The 19,185-nt window shown below is 65.4% G+C and carries 20 protein-coding genes; 15 read left to right on the top strand and 5 right to left on the bottom strand.

The window, feature by feature from the left end:
• Positions 1 to 25: 25 nt before the first annotated feature.
• The 4 genes from ACFXHA_RS44345 (at position 26) to ACFXHA_RS44330 (ending at position 3,273) form a co-directional block, all read left to right on the top strand.
• A complete protein-coding gene (locus ACFXHA_RS44345; RefSeq protein ID WP_379367292.1) occupies positions 26 to 811 on the top strand; it encodes a hypothetical protein in 786 nt (261 codons plus the stop codon).
• Positions 812 to 948: 137 nt separating this feature from the next.
• Entirely contained in the window at positions 949 to 1,638 is a 690-nt protein-coding gene (locus ACFXHA_RS44340) for a hypothetical protein (RefSeq protein ID WP_379367290.1), read from the top strand.
• Between the two features lie 132 nt (positions 1,639 to 1,770).
• Positions 1,771 to 2,466 (top strand): hypothetical protein, encoded by a 696-nt coding sequence (locus ACFXHA_RS44335; RefSeq protein ID WP_379367288.1) that lies wholly within the window; start codon positions 1,771 to 1,773, stop codon positions 2,464 to 2,466.
• Positions 2,467 to 2,550: 84 nt separating this feature from the next.
• Complete coding sequence (locus tag ACFXHA_RS44330; RefSeq protein WP_379367286.1) at positions 2,551 to 3,273, top strand: hypothetical protein; 723 nt, start codon at positions 2,551 to 2,553, stop codon at positions 3,271 to 3,273.
• A 2-nt stretch (positions 3,274 to 3,275) separates the two neighbouring features.
• Here the strand turns inward: ACFXHA_RS44330 and ACFXHA_RS44325 are convergent, their stop codons facing one another.
• Positions 3,276 to 4,148: a hypothetical protein gene (locus ACFXHA_RS44325; protein WP_379367284.1), complete on the bottom strand. Its 873-nt coding sequence runs from the start codon at positions 4,146 to 4,148 to the stop codon at positions 3,276 to 3,278.
• 303 nt (positions 4,149 to 4,451) lie between these two features.
• On the opposite strand from ACFXHA_RS44325, the gene ACFXHA_RS44320 reads away from it, so the two are divergent.
• Positions 4,452 to 5,975, top strand: a complete 1,524-nt coding sequence (locus ACFXHA_RS44320; RefSeq protein ID WP_379367444.1) for an amino acid permease — start codon at positions 4,452 to 4,454, stop codon at positions 5,973 to 5,975.
• A 147-nt stretch (positions 5,976 to 6,122) separates the two neighbouring features.
• Positions 6,123 to 6,410 (top strand): hypothetical protein, encoded by a 288-nt coding sequence (locus ACFXHA_RS44315; protein ID WP_379367442.1) that lies wholly within the window; start codon positions 6,123 to 6,125, stop codon positions 6,408 to 6,410.
• Between the two features lie 99 nt (positions 6,411 to 6,509).
• Here the strand turns inward: ACFXHA_RS44315 and ACFXHA_RS44310 are convergent, their stop codons facing one another.
• Together ACFXHA_RS44310 and ACFXHA_RS44305 are read right to left on the bottom strand one after the other, a co-directional pair.
• Entirely contained in the window at positions 6,510 to 7,151 is a 642-nt protein-coding gene (locus ACFXHA_RS44310; protein WP_379367282.1) for a DUF305 domain-containing protein, read from the bottom strand.
• A 57-nt stretch (positions 7,152 to 7,208) separates the two neighbouring features.
• Positions 7,209 to 7,637, bottom strand: coding sequence for a DUF6153 family protein (locus ACFXHA_RS44305; protein ID WP_379367280.1), 429 nt, complete (start codon positions 7,635 to 7,637; stop codon positions 7,209 to 7,211).
• Between the two features lie 108 nt (positions 7,638 to 7,745).
• Between ACFXHA_RS44305 and ACFXHA_RS44300 the strand changes: the two genes are divergently transcribed.
• The 3 genes from ACFXHA_RS44300 to ACFXHA_RS44290 all read left to right on the top strand — a co-directional run bounded on the left by ACFXHA_RS44300 (position 7,746) and on the right by ACFXHA_RS44290 (position 11,027).
• Positions 7,746 to 8,663 carry a ribonuclease Z gene (locus ACFXHA_RS44300; RefSeq protein WP_379367278.1) on the top strand — a complete coding sequence of 306 codons (918 nt, stop codon included), beginning with the start codon at positions 7,746 to 7,748 and terminating at the stop codon, positions 8,661 to 8,663.
• Positions 8,664 to 8,721: 58 nt separating this feature from the next.
• Positions 8,722 to 10,398, top strand: coding sequence for a DUF885 domain-containing protein (locus ACFXHA_RS44295; protein ID WP_379367277.1), 1,677 nt, complete (start codon positions 8,722 to 8,724; stop codon positions 10,396 to 10,398).
• A gap of 143 nt (positions 10,399 to 10,541) precedes the next feature.
• On the top strand, positions 10,542 to 11,027 hold the full coding sequence (locus tag ACFXHA_RS44290) for an HIT family protein (protein ID WP_379367275.1): 486 nt from the start codon (positions 10,542 to 10,544) through the stop codon (positions 11,025 to 11,027).
• Here the strand turns inward: ACFXHA_RS44290 and ACFXHA_RS44285 are convergent.
• Together ACFXHA_RS44285 and ACFXHA_RS44280 are read right to left on the bottom strand one after the other, a co-directional pair.
• Positions 10,985 to 11,590, bottom strand: coding sequence for a class I SAM-dependent methyltransferase (locus tag ACFXHA_RS44285; RefSeq protein ID WP_379367273.1), 606 nt, complete (start codon positions 11,588 to 11,590; stop codon positions 10,985 to 10,987). The genes ACFXHA_RS44290 and ACFXHA_RS44285 overlap by 43 nt on opposite strands.
• Before the next feature lies 1 nt (position 11,591).
• On the bottom strand, positions 11,592 to 12,356 hold the full coding sequence (locus tag ACFXHA_RS44280; RefSeq protein WP_379367271.1) for a hypothetical protein: 765 nt from the start codon (positions 12,354 to 12,356) through the stop codon (positions 11,592 to 11,594).
• A 194-nt stretch (positions 12,357 to 12,550) separates the two neighbouring features.
• On the opposite strand from ACFXHA_RS44280, the gene ACFXHA_RS44275 reads away from it, so the two are divergent.
• The 6 genes from ACFXHA_RS44275 (at position 12,551) to ACFXHA_RS44250 (ending at position 19,033) form a co-directional block, all read left to right on the top strand.
• Positions 12,551 to 13,225, top strand: coding sequence for a hypothetical protein (locus ACFXHA_RS44275; protein WP_379367269.1), 675 nt, complete (start codon positions 12,551 to 12,553; stop codon positions 13,223 to 13,225).
• Positions 13,222 to 14,277 carry a thiamine-phosphate kinase gene (thiL, locus tag ACFXHA_RS44270; protein WP_379367267.1) on the top strand — a complete coding sequence of 352 codons (1,056 nt, stop codon included), beginning with the start codon at positions 13,222 to 13,224 and terminating at the stop codon, positions 14,275 to 14,277. The genes ACFXHA_RS44275 and thiL overlap by 4 nt, the downstream gene beginning before the upstream one ends.
• Before the next feature lie 82 nt (positions 14,278 to 14,359).
• Entirely contained in the window at positions 14,360 to 15,787 is a 1,428-nt protein-coding gene (locus ACFXHA_RS44265; protein ID WP_379367265.1) for an MDR family MFS transporter, read from the top strand.
• A 120-nt stretch (positions 15,788 to 15,907) separates the two neighbouring features.
• Entirely contained in the window at positions 15,908 to 17,056 is a 1,149-nt protein-coding gene (locus ACFXHA_RS44260) for a class I SAM-dependent methyltransferase (RefSeq protein ID WP_379367263.1), read from the top strand.
• A 14-nt stretch (positions 17,057 to 17,070) separates the two neighbouring features.
• Positions 17,071 to 17,997: an LLM class F420-dependent oxidoreductase gene (locus tag ACFXHA_RS44255; protein ID WP_379367440.1), complete on the top strand. Its 927-nt coding sequence runs from the start codon at positions 17,071 to 17,073 to the stop codon at positions 17,995 to 17,997.
• Between the two features lie 157 nt (positions 17,998 to 18,154).
• Positions 18,155 to 19,033 carry a Bax inhibitor-1/YccA family protein gene (locus ACFXHA_RS44250; protein ID WP_379367261.1) on the top strand — a complete coding sequence of 293 codons (879 nt, stop codon included), beginning with the start codon at positions 18,155 to 18,157 and terminating at the stop codon, positions 19,031 to 19,033.
• Positions 19,034 to 19,185: the final 152 nt, after the last annotated feature.

Here is a 19,185-nt window from a genome sequence, read left to right as displayed (position 1 = left end):
TGCCATGCCAGCTAATCTCGTTGGCATGGGGAGGATCTGGCCGATTGTGGCCATCACAGCCTGTGTTCTGCTTGTCTCCGCCTGTGGGCATGACAGTCCCGCGGCATGTCCGTCGACCACGAAGGCGGCGGTCACGAGTCCCGTGCCGTCGGTAGCCGCCGGCAAGCCGACGGCCACGGCGGTGCCGACGGCGGAATTGCCGATGTGTGCCGATGCCAAAGGCTCTGGGGCGCCGCTGTACATGCCGGGTGATTGCAAGTTGATCTCGCACGACAGTGCGGGCTACACGTTCATCGTGCGCCACGAGACCGGGCTCGGGGCGAAGATCCAGACGATGATCGACGTGACGGGAAGAGACGGCGCGGTTCTCCAGACCTTCTACGCGACGTCCGCCGACCGTCCCCAAGAGCCGTTCCTGGCGGATCTCGTCGGCGACGGTCGGGACGAATTGATTCTGCAGTCGGACGCGGGGGCGGTCGGCAACGGCGGCTACGAGGTGTACCGGCCCAAGTCGAACAAGCCGGAATATGTCAGGGCCGGAACCATTTTCGGCAAGGAACTCGACCGCACGGCCGACGGCTACATCGTCGCCCAGATCCACGGCGACGCCGAGCACATGTACATCGACTTCGAAAAGTTCCAGGCCACCCAGCTGCAGTTCGTGGCCGAGATCATCACAACATCAGGCAAAACCGAAGCGCCGTGCGCTGTCGACAACGACAAGGGCTCCCGGCAATCCGAACTCACCGATGCCGAAGTGCTCCAGCGGTTCTGCGGCATGGAATATGCGAAGGCGGAACCGGCGCACTGACCGCTAGAGTCGCCGTCATGGGGAGGATCTGGCCGGTCTCGGCCATCATTGCTTGCGTACTGCTCACCACGGCCTGCGGCCACACCGATTCGGCCGCCAAGAACACGACGACGACAACGGGTCCGACATCCACCGTTGTGCCTGCGGAAGAGCCGAAGGTCGATATCGCGAAGCTGCCGCTGTGCGATGACCCCCGGCCCGGCTCGAGTGGAACCGACGACTGCAAGCTGGTTTCCCGAGATCGGGCCGGCTACCTGTTCGTCGTCCGGCATCTGACGCTCGAGGAGACGACTGCCATACGGACCGCCACCCGGGTGATGGTCGTCAATGTGGTTTCCAAGAACGGCAAGACGTCCTACGACGCGTTGACTGAAGCAGGCAGCGGCCTCATGTTGCTCGCGGAACCGATGCTGCACGATATCGACGCCGACGGCCGCGACGAATTGCTGGTTCCGCTTGCCGGCGGATCGGGCGGGACCACCTATGCCGTCTATCGCGACTCCATTGACGATCCCGGGCGGGATGCGGCCCATTTCGTGAAGATCGGAGAGGTCAACGGGTCCATTCCCGAGCACACCGACAGCGGCTACATCGCGGTCGTCGGGAAGGGCGGCCTGTACGAGAAGGAAGTCGCCTTCATGAAGATCGAGAATTCCCAACTGCGAAAAATAGTCCGCGTCGAGATCGACCTGAAGGAAGATTCATCAGGCCACCGTCACGGCACCTGCAAGCTCCTCGACGCCAGTGGCCTTGCCGGGTCCGGACTGACTGATGCCGAAGTGACACAACGGTTCTGCAATGAGTCGATAGTCCTGAAATACGAGTAGGGTCACGTCATGGGGAGGATTCGGCCGGTTCTGGCCGTGAGCGCATGTGTCCTGTTCACCGCGGCCTGCGGGCATGACGACTCGGCGGCGAAGAGCACGACGACAGCGGTTCCTACGACGAGCGCTGTGCCCGTGAAGGAACCCACGATCGATATCGCGAAGCTGCCGCTGTGCGGTGACGTCAAGGACGCGGGGATCGGGTTACCTACCGACTGCAAACTGATATCCCGGGATTCGGCCGGATACACCTTCGTGGTTCGGCACGCCGGGCTCGAACGTACGTCGGCCGGGGGCAATACCCGGGTGGTGCTGGTCGACGTGGTCACGAAGGACCTGGTCGACAATTCGGATTATGTGACAGACCGGACGATGGTGGAGACCGGCAGCGGAATGATGTTCGGCGAGCCGATGCTGAGGGACATCGACGCCGACGGTCGCGACGAGGTGCTGATTCCGGTCGGCAGCGGGACCGGCGGAGTCACCGACGCCATCTACCGCGACACCCCCCTCACCCCGGGCTCGAAATCAGCGCATTTCGTCAAGATCGGGGAAATCAACGGTATCGACCTCGAGCACACCGACAGCGGATACATCGCGACCGTCGGAAAGGGCGGCGCAGCCGAGAAGGAGGTCTCCTTCATGAAGATCGAGAATTCCCAACTGCGCGAAATGGTTCGGGTCGAGATCGACCTGTCGGAGAATTCATCAGGCCACGTACAGGGCACCTGCAAGGTCATCAACTCCAGCGGCCTCGCAGGGTCCGGACTGAGCGATAGCGAAGTGACACAACGGTTCTGCTCGGAACCGATAGTCCTGAAATACAAGTAGGGTCATCTCATGGGGAGGATTCGGCCAGTTGCGGCCGTGATTGCTTGCGTTCTGCTCACTGCCGCCTGTGGGCACGACGGTTCGGTGGCGGGTCCGACGACCACGGCACCGGCGGCGGGCACGACGTCGGTCGCACCGAAAACGACCGGTACGCCGCCGATTACAACCACGGTGGTGCCGGTGGCGGACCTGCCGATGTGCGGTGACGTCAAAGGATCCGGTTCCGCGGGTGCGGTGCCCGCCGACTGCAAGCTGATCTCGCACGACAGCGCGGGATTCTCGTTCATCGTGCGTCACGACGCCGGGTCCACGACCGGATTCCGGGCAGTGATCGACGTGACAGGCCACGACGGCGGTGTCCTGCAGACCATCCGTTCCGAGACTTCCGACGCTCCGGGCGAGCCGTTTCTGGCCGATCTGGTCGGCGACGGGCGGGATGAGCTGATCGTGCCGCTGTCCCTCGCGATCGTCGGCAACGGCACGTTCGAGGTCTTCCGGCCCAAGGCGGGCAAGCCGGAATTCGCCAGGTCCGGAAAGATTTTCGGGATCGGCGTGGATCGTGCTGCGGGTGGCTATATCGTCGGCCAGTCCAAAGGTGGTGCCGCGCACTGGTATATCGAGTTCGACAAGTTCCAGGGTTCGCAGCTGGTGTTCGTCGCCGAGATCATCAAGTCTGCCGCCGCCAGCGGATCACCGCCGTGCGCGGTCGACAACGAGCAGGGTTCTCTGCAATCCGAACTCGGTGACGCGGAGATACTTCGGCGGTTCTGCGATGCGGAGATCGTTCGCACCGCACCGGTGAGCTGACCTCAGCGTAGGTCGGTCATTTTGTGCTGGAGCCACTGGCGGTGGTCGGGGTCGTGGGTGTGCAGCAGGATCTTGCTACAGGCGGCGGGGGAGAGGGCGGACAGCAAGGGGGTCAGGTGATCCTCTGTTTCGTCGCTGAGCAGGTAGCGGACTGCGCCCGCGGTGGGGCGGTCATCGGCGATCTCGACCGCGCGGGCGAAATCCGCAGGGGTCTCGAGGTCCAGGAAGCGTTGCGGAATCTCTTCGTGCAGTGGATAACCCGAGTATTCGCCGGTACCCGAACCGAACCAGGTGCAGAGCCGTAGGACACGGTCGACCGGATCGGGATGCGCCGCGAGCAGCATCTCGCGCATCTCGCGGATCTGCGTCGCAGTCAGGTCCCGACCTGTGCGCGAGGTATCGCGGAACAGTTCGAGGTAGGGAGTAAGGGGCGCGGGGATGTCCGACTCCCACAGCCGGTCGATGCGGGCGCTCTCCACCCGTGCCTGCTCGGTCTCTCGATACTCGCGTAGCGGCTCCGAGACTCCGCGCACCGCAAGCCATTCCAGTGTGCGCATGCCGTCGGCCAGGAGCGCGTCCTCCCGCCAGCCCGTCCAGCGGACCGAATAGCCGTGGTGCAGGGTGACCGTCGCGAGCCGGGTGCCGGCTCGGCCGAGGAATTCCAGCGCCACATCGCCTTGGCATCGGCAGACGAAGCCGGGCATGTCGGCGATGCGCAGGGCCTCGCGCAGCGCCTGTACGGCAACCCGGTCGCGCTCGACCAGGAGCGGCACCGAATCACCCGGCATCTCGCGAACCCGGACCTCGTGCGCGTCGGCCAGGATCCGGTCCAGTGCATCCAGGTCCTTGTCTGCAGACCCGCCCCCGAAACCCATACCGGAAACATTAATCCGACCTTCCGGTCCTCGGCGTGGCGTCAACGCGGCACGCGGATGGGCCCTGTTGTCCAACCGGTTGCTGAACTGGTACGTACCAGCTGGTGATACGGTCTCCTGTGACGCCGATAACTCGGACTCCGATCAGTGTCCGAACGCAGTGACGGGGCTGGACCCAGCGAGTCTTTCTGCAGGCCACCAGCGAAAGTGCACCGACCGGGAGCTGAACTGTGGCTGACCGGTGAGAACTGCATAGTTGCCGAGATGTCAGATATGAAGCCAGATATAGGAGAGACAGTGGCGATTTCGGACTCCCCGCCCGACGCTGCCGGTCCCGCTGCCGGGCGCACCACCGGACTGTTCCGCACCAAGAGCGTCGAACAGTCGATCCGCGACACCGACGACCCCGACGCCAAACTCCGCAAGGACCTGACCTCCTGGGACCTCACGGTCTTCGGTGTCGCCGTCGTGGTCGGCGCGGGCATCTTCACCCTCACCGCGCGCACCGCCGGCAACATGGCCGGACCCGCGGTCTCGCTCGCCTTCGTATTCGCCGCCGTGGCCTGTGGCCTGGCCGCGCTCTGCTACGCCGAATTCGCCTCGACCGTCCCGGTCGCGGGCAGCGCGTACACCTTCTCGTACGCCACCTTCGGTGAGATCGTCGCCTGGATCATCGGCTGGGACCTGATCCTCGAATTCGCGCTCGGCACTTCGGTCGTCGCCAAGGGCTGGTCGCAGTACCTGGGCACGGTCATGGGCGGGCATCAGCCCATCTGGCACTTCGGGACGGTGAAATTCGACTGGGGCGCGGTGCTGCTGATCGCCATCCTCGGCGTGCTGCTGGCGGCGGGCACCAAGCTGTCCTCGCGGGTCTCGGCGGTGGCGGTGGCCATCAAGCTGGCCGTCATCGCGCTCGTCGTGGTGGTCGGCGCGACCTACTTCAAGGCCTCGAACCTGAAGCCGTTCGTGCCCGCGTCGGTGCCCAATGCCGACACCGGCGGCGGAAGCAAGGTGCATCAGACGCTGTTCCAGCTGGTCACCGGCGGTGGCAACAGCCACTTCGGCTGGTACGGCCTGCTGGCCGCGGCGTCGATCGTGTTCTTCGCCTTCATCGGCTTCGACGTGGTCGCCACCGCCGCCGAGGAGACCAAGGACCCGCAGCGCAATGTGCCGCGCGGCATCCTGGGCTCGCTGGCCATCGTGACCGTGCTGTACGTGGCGGTCTCGCTGGTGCTCACCGGCATGGTGTCCTACAAGGACCTGCAGGGCGACGATGCCACGCTCGCAACGGCTTTCGCCATCCACGGCGTCACCTGGGCCAAGAACATCATCTCCATCGGCGCGCTGGCCGGTCTGACCACCGTCGTCATGGTGCTGTTCCTGGGCCAGACCCGCGTGCTGTTCGCCATGGCCCGGGACGGCCTGATGCCGCGCAAGCTGGCCCACACCGGTCCCAAGGGCACGCCGGTGCGGATCACCGTCATCGTCGGCGTCATCTGTGCGGTGCTGGCCGGATTCGTGGACTTCGGCACGCTCGAGGAAATGGTCAATATCGGCACGCTGTTCGCGTTCGTGCTGGTGTCGATCGGCGTGGTGATCCTGCGCCGCACCCGCCCGGATCTGCCGCGCGGATTCCGGGTGCCGCTGGTGCCGTTCGTGCCGATCCTGTCGGTGATCGCCTGTGCGTGGCTGATGTTCAACCTGTCGGTGGAGACCTGGTTGCGGTTCGTCATCTGGATGGCGATCGGCATGGTCGTGTACTTCGCGTACGGCCGCCGGCATTCGCTGCTCAACAAAGGTGCTGCTGGAGACAAAATAGGTAGCTGATCGGGTGCTCGAGTTCGATGCTGGTGGTGTGTCGTCGCTATGACACCCCGGTGGATGCGGTTCAATTGCTCTGAATAGTGAGAGTTGTGCCACAAGTTCGGCCCCACCAGCACCGATTCAGCATCCCGAGAGGAACCGATCGTGAGCATGCTCCTCGCAGTGCATGACGCCTACCACACGGTTGTCGCGCAGATCGGCAACCCGACCCCGGAGACGCCGCCGGTGGCGGACAAGCTGATGAAGCTGGTCCGCTACTTCACCTGGTTCACCATGCTGTCCGGCGTCACCGCCATCACCTACGGCGGCGGCCGCTTCGCCTGGGAGAAGTGGAGTGGCGGCGGGCTCGAATCGCCGAAGATGGTGGCCGGAGCCATGATCGGCGGGGCCACCGCCACCAGCGCCGGCACGATCATGAACGCCGTTATCGGCAGCTGATACAACTCTCGTGACTCTCAGGGGCTTCGCCCCCGAACCCCCTCGAGATTCGCGCCCGCGGGTGCGCCGAAATCGGCGCACCCGTTTCGCGTCTCCTGACTAGCTCTGGCCGAGCATGGTGTTCATCTGACCGATCTCCTGCTGCTGCGCGGTCACGATGGACTGCGCCAGCGCCTTCGAATCGGCGTTGCTGCCCTGTGCCAGTTCGGTATTCGCCATGGTGATCGCACCCTGGTGGTGCTCGATCATCATCTGCATCCACATCTTGTCGAACTCCGGGCCGGAGGCGGCCTCGAGCTTGGTCATCTGATCCTTCGACATGATCCCGGGCATCTCGTGATTCATCTCGCCGCTCGGCACCGGCTTGCCGAAACTCCCCAGCAGCGTGGTGATCTGCTGCATCTCCGGCGACTGCGCCTGCTCCACCGCGTTGGCCAGGGTGATCAACTGCTGGTTCTGCGAGCGGGTCGGCACCAGCTTCGCCATCTCGACGGCCTGCGCGTGATGCGGATACATCATGGTCAGGAAGGTGAGGTCGGCATCGTTGAAATCGCTGCGGGTGGCGGCGGGCGCCGTGGTGGTGGTGCCGTGATCCATCCCGGGCATGCTGCCGTGATCCATCGCCGCGGTGGTGGAAGTGGTTGCGGCCTTGGGAGTGTCGCTGCTGCTACAACCGGCGGCCGACAGTGCGGCGGCCGAGGTGACGGCGATCAGGGCAAGCTTGGTACGGGTGCTGAACATGGTTGGGCTCCTCGGTAATTGCTGATCGGAAAGTGGGTACGCGAAAGGCGCGGCCCATCAGATCCGCAGAATTGCCAAGTCGGCCAAGGAGAGCACGGTCCACGGCGGCGGCCGGGCCGGGTGGGCGCGCGGCAGGCGCAGGTGTGCGGTGATCGCGTCGCGGCGGATGAGCCCGACCCAGGCCAGCAGGGCCAGGCCCAGACCGAGCAGGAGCGCGGACAGCACGAACAGGCAGCCGTGCATTCCGGCATGACCGTTGCCGCAGTCACCCCCGCAGCCGGGCATGGACATGCCGCGGTCCTGATTCATGACCATCGCGGCCGGTGCGGTCACGGCGGTCATGCTGTGCTCGGTGGTCATGGTGCGCCCGGCGTGCGCGTCGCTCATGCCGAGCACCAGTGCGTGCATGGCCACGATTCCGGCCATCAGTGCGAGCAGCCCGAACGCCCGGATGAACCGGGTGCTTCGCGTCGGCTGTTCGATCACGGCGACCATCCTACCGTCCCCTCCCGTATACCCCCTGTCGGTATCACTACGGGACGCGCCCGGTTCGCCACCGCGAGGATCGCGGACCTGGGCGGTAGCCTGGCGGCCGTGTCACAGCGCGAACTGGTCATCCTTGGAACGGCCAGCCAAGTACCGACCAAACAGCGCAACCACAATGGCTACCTGCTGCGATGGGACCGCGAGGGGCTGCTGTTCGACCCGGGGGAGGGCACCCAGCGACAGATGAGCTTCGCGGGCGTGGCCGCCAGCGGGATCACCCGCATCTGCATCACCCACTTCCACGGCGACCACTGCTTCGGACTGCCCGGCGTGCTCGGCCGCATCAGCCTCGACGGCGCACTGCATCCGGTGGACGTGTACTTCCCGGCCTCGGGGGAGGTCTTCTACGAACGCCTCATCGACTCCTCGGCGCACAATCGCCAGGTCGAATTGCAACCGCACCCGATCACCGGCAACGGCGACCTGCCGCCGCCCGGGGCCGGATTCACGCTGCGCGCCGCGCACCTCTCGCATCCCGTGGAGACCTTCGGCTACCGGCTCGACGAACCCGACAGCCGCCGCTTCGTGCCCGAACGCCTGCAGGAACTGGGCCTCTCCGGCCCGGTGGTCGGTGAGTTGCAGCGCCGCGGCGAGGTCCAGGTGGGCGGCCGCACCGTCACCCTCGACGAGGTAAGCGAGGACCGGCCCGGCCAGAGCTTCGCCTTCGTCATGGACACCCGCCTCTGCGACGGCGTGTACGACCTCGCCCAAGGCGTCGACATGCTGGTCATCGAGGCCACTTTCATCGACGCCGACGAACAACTCGCCGTCGAATACGGCCATCTCACCGCCGGTCAGGCCGCCCGGGTCGCCGCCCGGGCCGGAGTCCGAACCCTGGTGCTGACCCACTACTCCCAGCGTTACCGCACCCTGGATCAGCACCTCGCCGATGCCCGCGCCCACTTCGACGGCGAGATCGTGGTGGCCGAGGATTTGATGCGCATTCCCGTTCCGGCCCGACGCTGAGGGTGCGAAGTTCCCGCGCGCCCGCGAGACCGGGCCCCGCGCAGGCATGATGGGCGGCATGGACGCGCACGAGGAACTCATCGCACTCGCCGACCGGTACTGGGACGCCCTGCTCGAGGCCGCGCCGAGTGACGCGACCCTGTTGGGGGACAGGCGATTCGACGATCGGATCGAGGATCTGTCGGTCGCCGCCGAGGAACGACTGCTGGGCACCTGGCGGGGTCTGCTGTCCGAGGTGGATGCCCTGGATCCGGGCCGGCTGGGCGCGGAGGACCGCACCACGCGGAGCCTGCTGCGCACCGAATTGGCTTCCGCCGTCTCGCATCTGGAGTGGCGACCCATCGAAATGGCCTCCGACCAGATGACCGGCGTGCACGCGGGCATGCTGACCATGGCCCCGCTGGTGAACGCACCCGAACCCGAGCACGCCCGCAAGCTGCTCGACCGGTATCGGCAGTTCGGCACCCTGATGGGGCAGGCCGCGGAACGATTCCGGGCGGGACTGGCCGCCGGGCGCACACCCGCGCACATCACCATCGAGCGCTCGCTCAATCAGCTGGACAGTTACCTCGCCGCCGATCTCGCCGACGACCCGTTCGCCGCCCTGGCCGGCCCGTCGGACTGGGACGGCGAATCCGCTTGGCGCGCCGAGCTGACCGAGGTCACCCGCGACATCATCCGGCCCGCCTTCGCCGCCTACCGTGCGATGCTGGCGACCGAACTCCTCCCCGTCGCTCGCCCCGACGACCGGCCCGGACTGTGCTGGCTCGGCGACGACGGCGCGGACATCTACGACCGTCTGCTGCGCCACCACACCACCCTGCCCGACCTGGGCGCGGACGAGATCCACCAGCTCGGCCTCGACGAATTGGCCGGGCTGCGCGCCGAATACGAGGAAGTCGGCACCCGGCTGTTCGGCCTGTCCGACCAGACCACCATCTTCGCCCGATTGCGCGACGATACGGCCTTGCGCTACAACGCCGGCGAGGAAATCATGAGCGACGCTCGCGCGTATCTCGCTGCGGCCCAAGCGGAAATGGGCAACTGGTTCGGCCGACTCCCGCGCCAATCCTGCGACATCCTCCCGGTCCCCGATTTCCTGGCTGCCGACGCACCCGCCGCCTACTATTTCCCGCCCGCGGCCGACGGCTCGCGCCCCGGCGCGTACTACGTCAATCTGCGGGAACCCAAGTCCCGCAACCGCTACGAAACCGCTGCCGTCGCGTACCACGAGGCCATCCCCGGTCATCACCTCCAGCTCACCATCGCCAACGAGCTGGATCATCTGCCCCGCTTTCAGCGAATGTCTTTCTCCAACACCGCGTTCGTCGAAGGCTGGGCTCTGTATACCGAGCGGCTCGCCGACGAAATGGGTTTGTACACCGACGATCTCGCCCGGATCGGCATGCTGGCCGCCGACTCCTGGCGCTCCTGCCGCCTGGTCGTGGACACCGGCCTGCACGCCAAAGGCTGGACCCGGCAGCAGGCCATCGACTTCATGGTCGCCAACGCCCCCGTCGGCGTGGACGAGATCATCGTCGAAATCGACCGCTACATCGCCATGCCGGGGCAGGCCGTCGCCTACAAGGTCGGCCAGCTCGAGATCCGCCGCCAACGCGCCCAGGTCGCCGAACGTCACGGCGCCGCCTTCGATATCAAGGCTTTCCACGACCGGGTGCTCGGCTCGGGCTCGGTGAGCCTCCCCGTCCTACGCAACTTGGCCGGCTCACTCTGAATCCGTGGCAATTGGCCTATTCAGGGTTGATGTCCCATTGCGTCGGATTGTCGCGCGCCCAACGGGACATGGTCGACCGGAGCATGATTAAATGCCCGCACACGTAGCCGCCTGTGCCGGCCCCGACGGTAGGACGCCAAACGATGCCGAGTAGCGATCGAGCTGTAAGTATCGATGCGACGGATGAACCGGCGGACCATGACGCGGACTGCATCTTCTGTCGCCACGCGGATCGTACTGTCAACAGCGTCGTGCATCGGCTCGGCACGATGTACGCACGCTGGGACAACTTTCCGGCCAGTCGTGGCCATATGGAGATCGTCCCTTTCCGTCATGTGCTGTCATTTTTCGACATGACCAGCGAAGAGACGCGCGACATGCACGCTCTCGCAAAAGAAATGCGGCACCTGCTCGAATCGGAGTATCAACCGGACGGGTTCACGATCGGGGTCAACGACGGGTCCGCGGCGGGCCGTACGGTCCCGCATCTGCACCTGCACATAATCCCGCGATGGCACGGTGATGTCGCAGATCCACGTGGCGGAATACGGCGGGTATTCGGCGACTGCGATCCCGAAGCCTGGCTTCAGCCGGCTTCGGGTTTGACGGCGACGGCCAGCAGCCACTGATTTCTGGATGGCCCGTCGATCGTTATTCGGCAGTAGCCGATCTGCGAGAGCCAACCGCACAGTTCTGCCTTGTTCGTGTAGGTGAACAACCGACCGTCCGAGCGGCGCTCGCTCCCGCTGCCCTCTTTCATGCTCAATCCCATTGGCCCACCGGGGCGCAGCATTTCGTAGCACCGGGCCAGAACGTCGGGTATCTCCGAGTGCGGCAGATGCAGCAGGCTGCCGCAGGCCCAAATTCCATCTATCGATCCGGGCGCGAAGGGCAAGGCGACGAGATCGGCATTCACGCCGATGATCCGATGTTCGGGCGACGCCGAGACGAGACACCGCTCGAGCAATGGGCGGCTCCGGTCGACCGCGATCACGGTATGCCCCGCGGCGGATATCAGGCGTGCGTCCCGGCCGCTGCCGGATCCGAGGTCGACGACGACAGCACCGTCGCGCAAGCGTCCGACGAATTTCAGCAAGTCCTGTTCGAGCCCGCGAAATGCTTCGAACGAGTCGTTGCGGGCGATGTAGTTGGTCGCGAACTCCTCGTACCAGTAGATGGTCTGTCGGTCCATATCACATCTCTTCGAATTCGTGAGATTGCATGCGGAGTGCCAATTCGTTCAAGAGCTCCGGGACGTCGGAGGATGCGAGTGCGGAATAGCCGCTCTTGGCATCGAGGCTCATGCAACCACGAAAGTTGTTGTTGCGGTCCCGAATCGGTGAGGCGAATACGGCACCGCGGTGCCTGACGTTCTTGAATTCCTCCCACGTCAACCCCATGACCGCGGCGTCGCCGGCGGTGGCCCGCAGCGCCTCGAACGCGGCCTCGGTGTCCACGCGGGCAGACAGCTGTTCGACGTCGAACGCCTCTTCCGCGTTGTGTTGCCAGCACAGGCCGACGACACCCTGCCCGCGTCTGGGCTCGAATTTCCGGAGTACGCCCTTGCCGCCCAGGCGGTAGGTGGCAACCCGCCGCAGTCGGGCCTCGCCGGGATGCCGCCACGTTCGACGAACCTGCCAGACGTGTAGTCCGAGATCCTCGAGCTGAAATTTGTCGTCTACACGGTCCGATTCGTGGATTATCCGGCCGAATTGGATGAGCATCTCCTGGATGACCTGGGTGCGCCGGTCCACCAGGCCTTGCTGGGTGCGGGCGGCGAACGGGCCGAGGGTGAAGATCGCCGTGACGACCAGGAGAGTGGGTACGAGCCACGGCGCGTGCGTGTTGAGGTGCTCCCATAGCCGCTGATCTGGGAAGTTCTGGCTCCTCGCCGCGAGAGCGGCCAGGGTGGCCGTTGCGATGGACTTGTCCAATGCCGTCGCGGTTCTCGACTTCACTATCCCGTATCCCGCCTGTCTCAATGACTTTCGTTTCCGCATCGAGGTCGATCGTGGTAATCATAGACCTGCACGCAATCTTGCGAATGCAAAATCATTTGCGCACTGGGCATGTCGTGGTCATTTGTCCGAATAGTGCGTTCCGTAGGGAACTTTCGATCCTGCGGATGAGTGGCCGATGCTAGACTCGGCGAGTGGGGAAGTCCGGTTCGTGCGACCGATCGGACTTGTGCGCCGAATTCTCCGGAACAGCAAACACGGAGTTCACGCGGACCTATTCGGCATTGACTCGAAGATCTCTGGCCGGATCCGACGACAGTATTGCTGTCGTCGATCTTTCTCCGTTGACCACCGGTCATGTACTGGTGTGCCCCAGGCTGCACTACTTCAATGCCGCGCAGGCGATCGCTGATCCGGCATGCGGATTCGGGGTATTCCTGGAAGGGTTTCTCAGGAAGTACGTGGAAGTATTCGGTGAGTTCACGATCCTGGAACACGGCTCGACGCGGGTGATGCCCACCGCCTGTATCAGTCATGCGCATCTGCATGTCCTGCCGATGGCGTTGGAGCCGATAATCAGACGAATGTACCGAGATGGACTCTCGCTCAACATGCTGGACGGTTGGGGAGAAGTCTCCGATTTGGTTCTCGACGAGTCGCCGTACTACCTTGCCGCAGACAGCAGCCGCTTCTTTGTCGCCCAGCCGCTGCAGCGCATGGCGGGTCAGTATCTGAGAGTGGTAGCAGGGGAATGCATCTCGATCCCAGCGGAAGAATGCGACTGGGCGGTTGTCATCAGGCGTGAGATTTTCCATCGGACCGTACAACTCTGGGCGGCTCATCCCGCCAACGAAGGAGTGATGCTGTGACCATCCGCGGGCTGACTGCCGGCACTCCCCTGGACGAGCCCGGCAAGATTGCCCAGATCGTCGTGCCCGCGCTGGGCGATGCCACGATGCGGTCGTCCCTGTCGAACGGCGCTACCGCTGAATTGCTGCTCGGCGCGGGTGCGCAAGACGATTGTGCCGCGTTTCGGCTGCGCGGTGACCTGGTCCTGGTTGCGGGCACCGACTATGTGCGGGGCCCGAAATTCAGCCTCTACGAGAAGGGATTCCTCAGCAATTACGACATCGGCTGGTATCTCGCCGGAGCGAATATCAGCGATGTGGCAGCGATGGGTGCGGTCCCGGTGGGGCTTCTGTCGGTAGTCCGGTACCCGAAAAGTCTTCCGGACAGCGACTTTGCCGAATTGATCGAGGGAATTCGCGACGGTGCTCGAGCCGTTGGTGTGCTGAATGTCGGCGGTGATATCGGTAGCGCTGAGCGAATTATATTGTCGGCCAGTGCCTTCGGTGTCGTCGAGCCCTCGAACCTGCTTCCGCGCACCGGTGCTCGGCCGGGGCAGCTGCTCTGTCTGACCGGACCGACCGGCCTTGCCGGTAGCGCGATGAAACTCGCCAACCAAGGTGAAGACATCTCGGGTGACGATTACTCCGCGCTCCTCGCGCGATGGCAGCGGGTTTCACCCCGGGTCGAGCACGGCCGTATTTTCGCGAATCATCCGGGCGTCACCGCGTGTATCGATACCTCGGACGGTTTGAAGGGGGCCATCGAAACCTTGGCCCGGGCGAGCGGCATGGCCGTCGATGTCGACGAAGCTTGCTTGCCGGTCCACGACTCGGTCCGGCGGGCAGCCGCATCCTTGAATCACGATGCGCTGCAATTGGTATTCGGTGACTCGGTCGACTTCGAGCTGGTGGCTGCGATAGACGCGGAAGCGGTGACCGAGGTGGCTCGGGAGTGCGCAGAATCAGGGCTCGAGTTGCACGTGATCGGAAGCATTCGTGCCGGGTCCGGTGCAATGCTCTCCCGGCGTGGGGTGACGACGAATATCCCGGGGGACGTCTGGCGGCATGCGTGACGTGATCGGGGTGGGATGGAATAGCAGCCCCTCTGGTGTGTTCGACTCAGGTGGTGAGTTGGGCTAACGAGAGGGGTCGCCGGTGACTGCTACGGACCTGAAGTCATCGATCGGGTTGCGGTCGGAGCGGGGGCCGATCCTGGCGGCGATCATGTTGTCGACCTCGTTGGTTGCGTTGGACTCCACCATCATTGCCACGGCGGTGTTGACGATTACCGATCAGCTCGGTGGATTCGCGCAGTTCCCTTGGCTTTTCAGCATCTATCTGCTGGCGCAGGCGGTGACCGTGCCGATCTACGGGAAGCTGGCCGACATGGTGGGCCGGAAACCGGTGATGCTGTTCGGGATCGGGGTGTTCGCGCTCGGGTCGTTGTTGTGCGGGCTGGCCACCAGCATGATCGGGCTGATCGCCTTTCGGGCGGTGCAGGGGATCGGGGCCGGTGCGGTGAGCCCGATCTCGATGACCATCGCGGGCGATATCTACACCGTGCGGGAGCGGGCCAAGGTGCAGGCGTATCTGGCCAGTGTGTGGGCGGCGTCGTCGGTGCTGGGGCCGCTGCTGGGCGGCGTGTTCTCCGAGTACGTCAGTTGGCGTTGGATCTTCCTGATCAACCTGCCGTTGGCGGCGCTGGCCGCGTGGATGATCCTGCGGAAGTTCACCGAAAGCGCGCCGCGGCAAAGCCATCGGATCGACTATCTGGGTGCCGGACTGCTCACCGTCGGCGCGGGTGCGCTGATCCTCGCGCTGTTGGAGGGCGGGCAGGCGTGGGCCTGGACCGCGCCGCCGAGCGTGGCGCTGTTCGCGGGCGGGGCGGCGGTCCTGGTGGCCTTCGGCCTGGTGGAGCGACGGGCCGCGAATCCGATTCTGCCGCTGTGGGTTTTCACCCGCCGGATCGTGGTGGCCAGCAGTTTGGCCTCGCTGCTGGTCGGGGCGATCCTGCTGGGCCTCACCTCGTACGTGCCCACCTTCGCGCAGGGCGTGCTGGGCAGCGGTGCGCTGCTGGCCGGACTCACCGTCGGCGCGCTCACGCTGGGCTGGCCGGTGTCGGCGTCGCAGGCCGGAAAGGTGTACCTGCGCATCGGCTTCCGCGCCACCGCCGTGATCGGCAGCGTGCTCGCGGTCGCGGGTGCGGCGTCGCTGCTGCTGGTGGACGCGAACTCCGGTCTGCTACAGGTGGCTCTCGGTTGTTTCATCGTCGGTATGGGCATGGGTCTGGTGGCCAGCCCCACCCTGATCGCCGCGCAGGCCAGTGCGGAATGGTCCGAGCGCGGGGTGGTGACCGCCACCAACATGTTCGCCCGTTCGCTGGGCAGTGCGGTCGGGGTGGCGGTCTTCGGGGCGATCGTGAACGCGCGCCTCGGCAAGGTCGATCATCCGGCGGCGTCGGAGCTCGCGCCCGCCGTGCACCTGGTCTTCGTCGGGGTGGCGGCCATGACGGTGATCCTGATCGGCGCGGCCGCGGTCATGCCCGGGCGAAGTGACGGCAATCCGGAAAGTCATTCCGCGTGAACGGAATCGGCAACTCTTTTGTGGGGCCGCAGAATAGTGCCGGGCCTCATTCTATTCCGCCAAAATCCTCTCGGCGGTGCCGAATGGAATAGTGCGGCAATGATCTAGCACACTGTAGGTGTGGTTGAGGTCGAGGACGTGCTGCGCCGGTTGCGGCGGTATCCGGATGTGGAAGCGGTGAACCTGTACGCGGTGGACGCCGCGGACCGGTTCATGCTTGATGTCGCCGCGGATTCGCTGGCGAGTGCCGGTGATGGCCGGGTTGCGGTGATCGACGATGGGTACGGCGCGCTGACACTCGGCGCGATCGCCGCCCATGAACTCCGCGGTGTGCGCGTGCATCAGGATTTGCTGACCGGTGAATTGGCGCTCACCAATAATGCCCGAATTGTCGGACTATCCGATCGATTCAGCACCCGGGAATTGGGCCCGGAATTACTCGGCGACGTGCGCGTCGTGCTGTGGCGGCTGCCGCGCGCCCTCTCCGGTCTCGCCGAGACCGCCGAGGCCATCGCCCGCTACGCCGCCCCCGACGTCGAGGTCTTCGCCGGCGGTCGCGACAAATACCTGACCCCCGCCATGAACGAGGTGCTCGCCGAATCCTTCGGGTCGGTGCGCGCCAGCCGCGGCCGCCAGAAGTCGCGCATCCTGCTCGCCGCCGACCCCAAACCGCTTGGCGAGCCCCGCTTCCCGATCCGCAATCGGCTCGAGGACCTGGATCTCGAGGTGGTCGCGCACGGGGCCGCCTTCTCCGGCCCGCGCCTGGATATCGGCACCCGCTTCCTGCTGGACTACCTCAAGCGCATGAAGCCCGATGCCCGCGACGCCATCGATCTCGGTTGTGGCACCGGCATTCTCGCGGTCGCCCTGGCCAAGGCGCGGCCCGGCATCCGGGTCGCCGCGACCGATCAGTCCGCCGCCGCGGTGGCCTCCGCCCGCGCCACCGCCGACGTCAACGGCGTATCGGACCGGGTCACGGTGCTGCAGGACGATGCCATGTCCGCCACCCCGGACCACAGCGCCGACCTGGTGCTGTGCAATCCGCCCTTCCATGTGGGCGCGGCCGTGCACACCGGTTCGGCCATCAAGATGTTCCAGCAGACCGGCCGGGTGCTGCGCCCGGGCGGCGAACTCTGGACCGTCTACAACACGCATCTCAACTACCGGGGCGTGATGGAACGCATGGTCGGCAAGACCGATGTGATGGGCCGCAATCGCAAGTTCACGGTGACCCGCTCGGTCCGCGGTCTGCACGACGCCGAACAATAGGGCGCATGGGACGAATCGATCTTCGAGTCTTCACCGAACCCCAGCAGGGCGCGACCTACGACACGCTGCGCACCGTCGCCAAGACCGCCGAGGACCTCGGCTACGACGCCTTCTTCCGCTCCGACCACTACCTGAAGATGGGTGACGGCGACGGCCTGCCCGGCCCCACCGACGCCTGGATCACCCTTGCCGGCCTGGCTCGCGAGACCCGCCGCATCCGGCTGGGCACCCTGGTCACCTCGGCCACCTTCCGCCACCCGGGCGTGCTGGCCATCGAGGTGGCGCAGGTCGACGCCATGTCCGGCGGGCGCGTCGAATTCGGTTTCGGCGCGGGCTGGTTCGAATCCGAGCACGCCGCCTACGGCATCCCGTTCCCGGCCGAGAAGTTCCCGCGCTTCGAGGAGCAACTGGCCATTGTCACCGGGCTGTGGAAAACGCCGGTGGGGGAGACGTTCTGCTTCGACGGCGAGCACTACACGCTCAAGGACTCCCCGGCGCTGCCCAAGCCGGTGCAGTCGCGGATGCCGGTCATCATCGGCGGCATGGGCGCCAAGCGGACCCCGCGTCTGGCCGCCCAGTACGCCACCGAGTTCAATGCGCCGTTCCAGTCGCCCGAGGCCAGCGCCGAGCAGTTCGAGCGAGTCCGCAAGGCCGCCAAGGACGCCGGACGCGACCCGCACGACATCACCTTCTCCAATGCTTTGGTCGCCTGCGTCGGCGGATCCGATGCCGAGGTGGCGAAGCGGGCGGCCGTCATCGGCCGCGAGGTGGACGAGTTGAAGGCCAACGGTTTGGCGGGCAGCCCGGACGAGGTGGTCGACAAGATCGGCCGCTACGCGGAAATCGCTGGCACCAGCCGCATCTACCTGCAGATCTTGGATCTGTCGGATCTGGATCACCTGGAGTTGATCGCGCAGCGCGTGATGAGTCAGCTGGGCTGACGGGCGCTCGGCGAGCGGCAGGTTCGGTAAAGCTCAGGTAAAGTCCAGTTAGTCCGATCTATGGGGGTTCGGGAACTCCGGACCCCCGTAGCACGTTGGACGAGTAGCTTCACAGGCCACGACCTACGTGAGCCGCGACTCCAGAAAGGGACGCACAGTGCGCTCCACATCCAACCCGGTTTTCCGGAATATGCAGCCGCAGCAGGGTGGCTACGCCGGCTTCGGCCAGGCACCTGGAGCCGGACAGTACCCCACCGATCCCTACGCGCAGCAGCCCGGCTACGGCCAGCAGCCGCCGCAGTACCCGGGCTACGGCCAGCAGCCGTACCAGCCCGCCATCCCCACCACCCGCCCGATGACCATCGACGACGTGGTGCAGAAGACTGGCATCACGCTCGGCGTGGTCAGCCTGATGGCGATCGTGTCCTACGCACTCACCGCGGGTAATCACGCGCTGGCCCTGCCGTTCCTGCTGGTCGGCGGCCTCGGTGGCCTGGTGCTCGGCCTGGTCATCTCCTTCGGGCAGAAGTACAGCCCGGCACTGGTGCTGAGCTACGCGGCACTGGAAGGTCTGCTGCTCGGGTCGTTCTCGTTCCTGTTCACTGGTCAGATCGCTGGTGCCAGCGGTTCCGGCCTGATCGCGCAGGCGGTGCTGGGCACCTTCGGCGTGTTCTTCGGCATGCTGGTCGTTTACAAGACCGGCGCCATCCGCGTCACCCCGCGCCTGACCCGCATGATCGTGGGCGCGCTGATCGGTGTGGGTGTGCTGATGCTCGGCAACATCGTTGCCAGCTTCTTTACCTCGGGCGGTCTCGGACTGCGCTCCGGCGGCACCATGTCGATCATCTTCAGCCTCGTGGTCATCGGTGTCGCGGCGTTCAGCTTCCTGCTGGACTTCGACGCCGCCGACCAGCTCATCCGGGCCCAGGCTCCGGAGAAGGCGGCCTGGGGCGTGGCGTTCGGCCTGACCGTCACCCTGGTCTGGCTGTACCTCGAGATCCTGCGTCTGCTGAGCTACTTCCAGGGCGACCGCTAGTACCCGGAAGAGGCTGACGCACAGCCGAATATCTGACGTGGGGGGGGCCCCCGAAACCGGGGCCCCCCCCAGCGGGGTTGGCAGCCCGGGAGGCGTAAATGGTGGCGCACCACCACCGGAACGACAAAGGGGGGCACCTGTTTGTGGGCCCC

The sequence above is a fragment of the Nocardia sp. NPDC059240 genome (assembly GCF_042753865.1).
Taxonomy (GTDB): Bacteria; Actinomycetota; Actinomycetes; order Mycobacteriales; family Mycobacteriaceae; genus Nocardia.
Note: the sequence above shows the minus strand (reverse complement) of the source record. Positions and strands in the feature narration are given on the sequence as shown.